Below are 7,387 nucleotides of genomic sequence, written 5' to 3'. Positions count from 1 at the left end.
CTGTCCGCGGAACCAAGCCCGTACCGGATGAGATTTGGGCTGATAACGAGGAAATGATTTTGAAGTTATCTGGTCTGCTCTAATCCTATTGTTCTATATATGCCGATTATGTTATTCCGAAGTTTTTGCTGGTAACGCCTTGTACTACAGGGTTTGCAGCGATTACTTCGGAATAACTATTTTCTCGGCATAATCCTGACATGGCGAACCCCCGGTGATGATATCCACCGGGGGCAGTTCATTGCCGTTCAGTTTTGTGATGTCCCCGACATGGAGCATATCGGGAAACCGTTCCCTGGTCACCTCTATGGGGAATGTTTCGATTTCACTGGCCCATACCGGCTCAATGCCATTGTGAAGGCCTGCCAGGGGAAACCCGCCGATCCCATCGAAGAGGCTCCCAAGAGTTAGCTTTTTTTAAAGGCGGATGTCTGAATGGCGCCGGGTTTCAAACTTGTTTCCAATGTCTTGTTTTTCATACGGTTCTCCTTTTCTGAATTGTGAGGCTGCATTTGACTACTTGGCCGCTACAGTTTGGATTACTGTACGGGTGGTATTGATTGCTGTCTGCGCTGCATAAACGGCCGACATAATGTTGGCGCGGGTAGAGGTATCCAGGCCAAAGGCTCCGCAGATCCTTGGAACCTCGCCGGCTGAGAGCATGAGGCCAAGTCCCAGCAGGGCGTGGTCTTTCAGCACCAACAGGCCGGCGGTCAGAATCGTTGCCTGCAGGAAGGTGGTCAGGCACAAACCGATGATTTGCTTGCACCACTGTATAAACCCATCCGTGTATCCGCGGGGGATGGAAAACATATAGAGCGACCCCACAGCAATTTGGATCAGCAGGATACCGCCGCGCTTTAAGTTGCTGAAAAAGCATTTGACGATGGCATACCCCATCATGATGATCAAAAATAGAGCCATGATGGGGCTGGTAATCACAGAGGTCAGCCCACCGAAGACACCGGAGGCATCGATACTGCCAACATTTCCGGCACTCAGGGCATCCGTGATCCCCGTTGCAAGGGCATCGATGCTCCCATATCCGGTAAGCCCGTTGGTGAGACCGGCCTGTAGGTCGACCGCCAGCTTATACAGTTCCACCGGAACAAGTGTAAAGCAGCCGACAGCCATAAAGCCTTTGATAGCGCCCAGAGCAGTGTCCTTTACGCTGGCCCGGCCGGTCTGATACTCTATACCGCACTCGAATACAGCCACCACCAGCCCCACGGCATAAAGCGCCCAGGCCAAATAAGAAAAAAAGAGGACGATGGACTGTACCCAGCTCATTTCAAACAGTTCAACGCCCATATTGCCCATTTGGGAGAAAAAATTCCCAAAGAAGCCTACAAGCTGGGCATAGACCCAGTCGATGACCTGATCCATAATGTCGCCCAGCACAAAATCCCATATAAACATCTGGTTTTCTCACCCCTTTCAGTTGAAGGCGAGCTGTATTTCTATCAATGGCCAAAAGAAAAGCAGGGCCATGTGTCCAGCTCGGCCCTGTGATGATTTTCTTTTCTGGCTGATTAGTACATCTGCTGTCCGGGGGGCTCTGCAAAGTTTGGGGACTGGAACACCTGCAGGTATTCATCCACGCTTTCCGCAAGCAGCTGGTAGTCCTCCTGTTTCAGCTGGTAGACATACCACATGGGGTTGCCGTGGTCATCCCAGATATAAGGGAAGATCCCGCTTTTGAAGTTGGGGTTCATCACCTGCTTTTTTCCCAGCAAGTCAGAGAACCGGAGGACTGTATTGTCCACCTCTCCCTCTTTCCGGTTGAGGATCGTCATCTTCAGTGCCTCATAGTGAGAGGTGATCCCCATAGTGATAAAGGTCAGCTTTGCCCGCAGGTCAGGGTTGAGCCTGACAAAACAGGACCGTCCCACATAGGAAGCATCAGCGGCCGCAGTGGACTGGCCTATGATTTTCCGCAGCTCCTGCTCAAAAAAGTTCATTGACATACACTCCTTTCGCACTGTCAAGGTCTATATTGAGTTTTCCGGCCAAGGTTCAGCTTACATTCCCAGAATCGTCCAGATATACAGCGGAGCAGTCAGTGTAAACACAAGACAGGCAAAGAGAATGGCGGGAGCTGTCCATTCAAACTGGCCATGCTTGCGGTAATCAAAATAAGCCATTCCCAGCTTTCCAAAGAAGAATACAGCCAGGATCAGGTCGATGACCGGGAAAACCACATTGTCTACCACCTGCTTGATCTGCTCAGAGGCATCCGACCAGGTTCCCTCGATGGCTCCCGCTACATCACCGGTTCCCGCAGCAAGGGCCGTGGTGCTGAACAGGCAGGTCAGCAGGAAAACAGTCAGGAGAACGCCAAGGAGTTTCTTGCACTTTTTCATATAAACCGCCTTTCTTTTTGCGAAAAGAAAGAACCGCAGAGATCGTCCCCGCGGCTTGATTTCTATGCAGGCGGCAAGAAGGAGATCCCACGGCCTGTCTTTTCAGTGATTTATCTTGGTCTGTTACGGTTCCAGTGGGGCGATGTGCCAGTCATCCCAGAGACTGCCCCGGATCGTGAGTGAGTCGCTTAGGTTCATGGACAGCATTCCGGCTGGCGTCCAGCAGTCGATGAGCCAGGTGTTCACAGTATACGAGCCATTCGGATACCAGATAGGGGTAAAATGTGTGCGGCCCCGGTAGGTACTGTACTCGTTTTTCTGAAACTCAAATCGGGTATTGTAGCCGCCGTCCATCCGCTCCAGCAATCTCCAGAACATCTCATAGTTGAACTCAGAGAAGTAGCTGACTGCATTCTGGGCCGGAGTGGTGGCTGAACTCTGGGTGCTGCTCACATCGGCGGTGACCAGCTGATTGACCCCGTATCCTGATTTCATGCTTCGGCTGCCAGCAGTGGGATTCTTATTGTCTGGTGTGATGCGCATGGTGGCGGAAAGGCTGGCACTATAACGGTCCAGATCAAACTCCCACCAGCCGTGATCACACCAATAGCCATCCTCATCATCCCCATGCCATACCCAATACTCATACCACCAGGGACGCCAGATCGTCCAGTAGTTGGAGGTTTTTTGCTCCCGGCTGGGGATGGATGAAGGAGTGAAGGAGTCGTTCCGGTCATCTGCCACTGGATTGGGAGGGGGGTTCTGGTCCAGGCCTACGATTTTGCAGTTGATCGTCCCTTGTGCGTTTCCAGGGCCGGACACCCGGACCGTGATGACCATATCCTGGGGAGTGTCCGGTGTCGTCCAGCGCACCCATGCCAGCTGGGAATCCCCCTCCGGATAATAGACATTGTCCACATGATAGTCCCGGCCATCGATGGTAAAGGTCACACGGGCAGGGTTATCCGGGTCGCTTTGGCCGCCGCTTACATCCACCGCAGTGATAACCTCGGTGTTGACCCGGTATTCGTAGTCATAGATGGTGATGACGGGATCCTCCGGCTGCTCCTCGAACCGCACGATACCAAGCCCCAGCGAAGACTTGATATCCGCATTGGAGGCGTTTTTGTTGGTCGCTCCGGACCATGCCGGATAGCCAAGATCCGGCGTTTCCAGGAACATGGACAGCGGAAGGTTTTTGGCGGTCAGCGACCCCATCCAATAGCGGAGCTGGCCTCCCACGATTTCATCATAGAGGACCGCTTCGGTCGCAGTAGTGGCTATCATGACTCCCTCAAACTTATAATAAGCAATGGGTTCCAGAAGGATCTTATACTCCCCGCCTATGAGAGTATCGAAGTCCATGCCACTATAATTGGCAATAGCCCGAATCACCTGCTCATCCGTAAAGTAACTTTTAATGGCTTCGATGTTATTTCGGCCATTAGTGCTAATAATTCGTGGAACGGCTTGAGTTGGTTTAATGCAGGTATAGCTTCCCTGCACAGGGGATAATGCAGCCCCGTTGGTATATTGAAGCTTGCTGACCTTCCCAAAATGATAGATCGAGGCAGCTGGCGCCCTGTTTGTCAAATCAATAGGAGTAGATACCACTGCATGGTCATCGGACCGGACAATGGTCACCCGAACGCCTTCGTTGCCCGGATTCCAGCTGCCGTGGCTGGTGGCGTCCCCCAAGTTACCGCCACCACCGTCAATATTGCCCTCGCCAGTGGCGGCATAGGCGGTCATGGGACATAGCAGCGTGAGTGCCACGGTTATCGTAAGCAGAATGCTCCAGATTCGTTTCATGCATCCTCCTTTCCGGCAAAGCAAAAAGCACGGCGACCGCCGTGCTTTTTGATAGGCTGGAGATCAGCCCATGATGCCGATTTTATTTCCATTCTCGTACATATCATCTGCTTCGGTTACATGATTGGCACCGCCATTTGGAACATTATCAAAACCAGGAAGGCCACCGCTGGTGTTGGTGGACGGGGGCGGAGGAGGCGGTTCCACCGTATCATGATCTTCCGCATCTGGCTTTCCCTCTACCGGGGTCCCATCCGGCTTTTGAGTCGGATCCTTCAGTGCCTCATCATCATATTCCGGTTTTTCTGGATCCCCCTGGATCGTCTGCTCGGTGCCCGAGGCCACGGCCCCGCTGCCGCTGTTCCCGGTTTCAGGGGTGGATGAAGTATCCGGGGTCTCAGGCTTCACCGTAATCTCCGGATCATCCTTTTCTGGACTAATGCTGCTGTCCGGCTCATCTACCATCACACCGCCCTGGGAGGAGCTGCTGGGGGGAGGCAGGGTGTCATTGACTGGCTTCTTTTCAAACTGACCAGCTATGATGAACACCAGAGCAGCGCAGGCGGCCAGACCTCCCGCCACAATCAGCCATTTCTTGGTCGCATTTTTCATGGTTGATACCTCCTTGTTTTACCAAAGCCTCTTGTGGAGAACTTCCTTGTTCAAGGCACACCCTACCACAAGAGGTTTCAGAAGTCTATGGGGACAATAGAAAACTTTTTGAAAACTGCTAAAACCTCGGCGTATAACCGGCACTGGTAGCCACGGTGATCCGCATGGCTGGAAGCAGTCTGCCTCCAAAGGAAACAGGTACCTCCAGTTCGATTTCGCAATTGGCAACGAACCGGTTTCCGGCCCTGTCCCCGCCAGCCAGAGGTGCGTTTTCAATATCCACATCCAGTCCCCACACCCGAAACTCGGTTTTACCGTCTTCGGTAAATTTGACACGGGTCCCACCCTGATAGCTCAGGCCCAGTACCTCCTCCAGTCTACCATAAATATCACCATAGTCCAGAGATTCCTCAAAATCTCCGGCCATCGGCTGATACCCCCCAGAGTAGCCTTCCCGGACACCATGATACACATCGTCATAGTTGTCATTGACGGTGGAGATCACCGCAGTCTGCATTGCGTCTCGCACCCCCTGGGCTATGATCAGAAGGCGGATGTACTCGCTGATGCCGCAGAAGATGATGACCAGCGCCAGTGTGATGGCGATGGCCAATGGGAAGCCGTTTCCTTTTCGGTCCCGCAGGATTTCTCGCAGCCTGGTCATTTCCAATACACCTCCGATTTCCCTGTAGCATCCGCCCGAAGTGTAATGGGAAAGCTCCCAAAGCCGCTGAACAGGCCAATGTTGGTTTCATAGGTGACTGTAACGGCCACCTCTTGGTTGAGCTGAATACGCCCGGTACGGCTCCATGAAATATCGGGGTTAAGCCCAGTCTGCTCCCGCAGTGCTTGTTCCCGCCGGTCGGTTTCAGAGCCTACCCGCCCGGCGATCTCCGCCTCACGGATCAGCTCGGTGGCAAAGGTGTCCAGCTGCTGTTTGGCAACAAATACCGGGAAGACCCGCACCGCCAGCGCAATGACCAGCATAGCGCAGAGGACAAGGATACACACATCCAGATATCCCTCGCCGCGCTTTGATCTAAGGATCTTTTTCAGCACAGCGTCACCCCCGTGTCCATGGTTGCGGTTTCCTCCTGACATTGAGCATTATATTCATTCAAAATGCTTGAAATGGAGCTTTCCGATGACAGGTCGGTTTTTCCGCCCAGAAGAAACTGATACAGTGTATCCAGCGGTTCCTCCTGTTGAAGGATTTTGGCCAAGTCCGCATCGTCCAGGTCATAGCTGTCATGAATAATAGAGCAGAGCAAATTTTCTTTGGCTGCGGTTTCTGCAGAGTGCTGATAAATTTTATCAGCAGACAGCTGTTTTACCTTGTGAGCATATTCTTTCATCTCATTTTCCGCGTTGCTGATCAGCTGGTAAATACCATCTTCTTTTTGTGTCTGGCCGTCCGTGCATTCTTCCCACAATGACCAGATACAGTGATGGATATCATCGTCATGTACCATGTCAGATCCGTTCTCCTCAACCCATTTGCTGCTCACATCCCAAAGGGGGTCATCCAGAGTCAGAAGGAAGGAAGCGTCTTCATCACTAATCGTATCAACCAGGTTTTCATGGATGAAGCGGATGGCGGCGATATCTTCCGCCGCCGCAATGAGTTGGGCGGGATCGGACGCCATCCACTGCTTGACCTGCCGTTCATAGCTGGCCGACAGTTTCTTTTTCAGTTCCTTGTGGTAGTCCACAGGCATCCTCCTCTCTAAAACATCCCGCCCAGGGAAGTGATGATCTCATAGACAATGATGGCCAGATAGGTCATCAGAAAACACATCAGCATCAGGAACGAGAACACCCGGATCTTGGGCGGGATCTTCATGGCCTGGGCTTTCAGCCTTTGAAGCTCCAGCTGTTTCATGTCATGACTGAGCATCTGGAAGTAGGCGACGCCGTTGTCGCCCCGCAGTACGCCGATCAGTCCCCGGATAACATCCGATAGGAGGGGTGAATTGAACCTCGCCTCAAACCGGGTCAGCGCGGCCTCATAAGAGCCGGAGCGCATATCTGCGGTGAGAATGTCCAGCTCTGCGGCAAAGGTCGGGCCTGCATTGCGCTTATAGGACTCCACCATGCTCAGCACATCCCGGCTGGCGGCCAACTCCTGAGTGATAGTGGCCACAAACCGGGGCAGCTCGGCCTCCACCTCGCCCCGTTTTTCACTCAACCTTTCATCTGCCCGTCTAATCTCCTTGAAATAAACGGCAATACCCAGAAACAAAATCACAGGCGCCAACAAGGGCAGTACCAGCAGGCATGGGATAACGCCCAGCAGGATAACAGCTGCCTTCAGGATGGCAAAGGACGAGTAAACTTCAGGAGTCATCCCCATGCCTGCGGCATTCAAGGTGTTTTTAAGTCGGCTTCTCTTATATTCATCCATGTGGATGTGGGGGGCCAGCTTGACAGCCCAGCCCATCAGGAAGGCTTCCATGCTCCTGGCCTGCTTTTTTTCCTGGCGGCCAACAGAAAGCATGGCCCTCTGGGTGGCGAGGCGCGGGAGCTTCAGAAAATCCGCCGCAATGAAGAACAGGCCCAGAGCCAACAGAGCGCCGAATACGAAAATCAAAACAGCCATG

9 protein-coding genes and 1 pseudogene are annotated in these 7,387 nt (G+C 52.9%); all 10 read right to left on the bottom strand.

Annotation, left to right across the window (positions count from 1 at the left end):
* Positions 1–192: 192 nt before the first annotated feature.
* A pseudogene (locus ACOMDU_RS12850) lies at positions 193–411 on the bottom strand (DNA cytosine methyltransferase); the annotation flags it as partial.
* A 105-nt stretch (positions 412–516) separates the two neighbouring features.
* On the bottom strand, positions 517–1,419 hold the full coding sequence (locus tag ACOMDU_RS12845; protein WP_119979867.1) for a conjugal transfer protein TrbL family protein: 903 nt from the start codon (positions 1,417–1,419) through the stop codon (positions 517–519).
* A gap of 113 nt (positions 1,420–1,532) precedes the next feature.
* Positions 1,533–1,961, bottom strand: coding sequence for a hypothetical protein (locus tag ACOMDU_RS12840; protein WP_119979866.1), 429 nt, complete (start codon positions 1,959–1,961; stop codon positions 1,533–1,535).
* Between the two features lie 60 nt (positions 1,962–2,021).
* Positions 2,022–2,363: a DUF3852 domain-containing protein gene (locus ACOMDU_RS12835; protein WP_119979865.1), complete on the bottom strand. Its 342-nt coding sequence runs from the start codon at positions 2,361–2,363 to the stop codon at positions 2,022–2,024.
* A gap of 123 nt (positions 2,364–2,486) precedes the next feature.
* A complete protein-coding gene (locus tag ACOMDU_RS12830; RefSeq protein ID WP_119979864.1) occupies positions 2,487–4,175 on the bottom strand; it encodes a DUF8193 domain-containing protein in 1,689 nt (562 codons plus the stop codon).
* A 63-nt stretch (positions 4,176–4,238) separates the two neighbouring features.
* Positions 4,239–4,787 (bottom strand): DUF6550 family protein, encoded by a 549-nt coding sequence (locus tag ACOMDU_RS12825; protein WP_119979863.1) that lies wholly within the window; start codon positions 4,785–4,787, stop codon positions 4,239–4,241.
* Between the two features lie 118 nt (positions 4,788–4,905).
* Positions 4,906–5,451, bottom strand: coding sequence for a hypothetical protein (locus ACOMDU_RS12820; protein WP_119979862.1), 546 nt, complete (start codon positions 5,449–5,451; stop codon positions 4,906–4,908).
* Positions 5,448–5,843 (bottom strand): DUF4320 family protein, encoded by a 396-nt coding sequence (locus tag ACOMDU_RS12815; protein WP_416339386.1) that lies wholly within the window; start codon positions 5,841–5,843, stop codon positions 5,448–5,450. The genes ACOMDU_RS12820 and ACOMDU_RS12815 overlap by 4 nt, the downstream gene beginning before the upstream one ends.
* The gene (locus ACOMDU_RS12810) at positions 5,840–6,499 is read right to left on the bottom strand and encodes a hypothetical protein (RefSeq protein WP_243126153.1); all 660 of its coding nucleotides are present in this window, start codon (positions 6,497–6,499) and stop codon (positions 5,840–5,842) included. Before ACOMDU_RS12810 ends, ACOMDU_RS12815 begins: the two co-directional genes overlap by 4 nt.
* A gap of 14 nt (positions 6,500–6,513) precedes the next feature.
* Positions 6,514–7,386: a secretion protein F gene (locus tag ACOMDU_RS12805; protein WP_119979860.1), complete on the bottom strand. Its 873-nt coding sequence runs from the start codon at positions 7,384–7,386 to the stop codon at positions 6,514–6,516.
* Between the last annotated feature and the right edge of the window lies 1 nt (position 7,387).

Origin of the sequence: Vescimonas sanitatis, assembly GCF_049060325.1 — a bacterium.
Taxonomy (GTDB): domain Bacteria; phylum Bacillota; class Clostridia; order Oscillospirales; family Oscillospiraceae; genus Vescimonas; species Vescimonas sanitatis.
The sequence above is the reverse complement of the archived record's forward strand: the minus strand, read 5'-3'. Positions and strand labels throughout refer to the sequence as shown.

What these genes read in the sequence shown, in the direction of transcription:
- ACOMDU_RS12835 (WP_119979865.1), bottom strand. Translation starts at nt 2,363, where the DNA reads ATGAAAAAGTGCAAGAAACTCCTTGGCGTTCTCCTGACTGTTTTCCTG.
- ACOMDU_RS12840 (WP_119979866.1), bottom strand. Translation starts at nt 1,961, where the DNA reads ATGAACTTTTTTGAGCAGGAGCTGCGGAAAATCATAGGCCAGTCCACT.
- ACOMDU_RS12845 (WP_119979867.1), bottom strand. Translation starts at nt 1,419, where the DNA reads ATGTTTATATGGGATTTTGTGCTGGGCGACATTATGGATCAGGTCATC.
- ACOMDU_RS12805 (WP_119979860.1), bottom strand. Translation starts at nt 7,386, where the DNA reads ATGGCTGTTTTGATTTTCGTATTCGGCGCTCTGTTGGCTCTGGGCCTG.
- ACOMDU_RS12830 (WP_119979864.1), bottom strand. Translation starts at nt 4,175, where the DNA reads ATGAAACGAATCTGGAGCATTCTGCTTACGATAACCGTGGCACTCACG.
- ACOMDU_RS12825 (WP_119979863.1), bottom strand. Translation starts at nt 4,787, where the DNA reads ATGAAAAATGCGACCAAGAAATGGCTGATTGTGGCGGGAGGTCTGGCC.
- ACOMDU_RS12820 (WP_119979862.1), bottom strand. Translation starts at nt 5,451, where the DNA reads ATGACCAGGCTGCGAGAAATCCTGCGGGACCGAAAAGGAAACGGCTTC.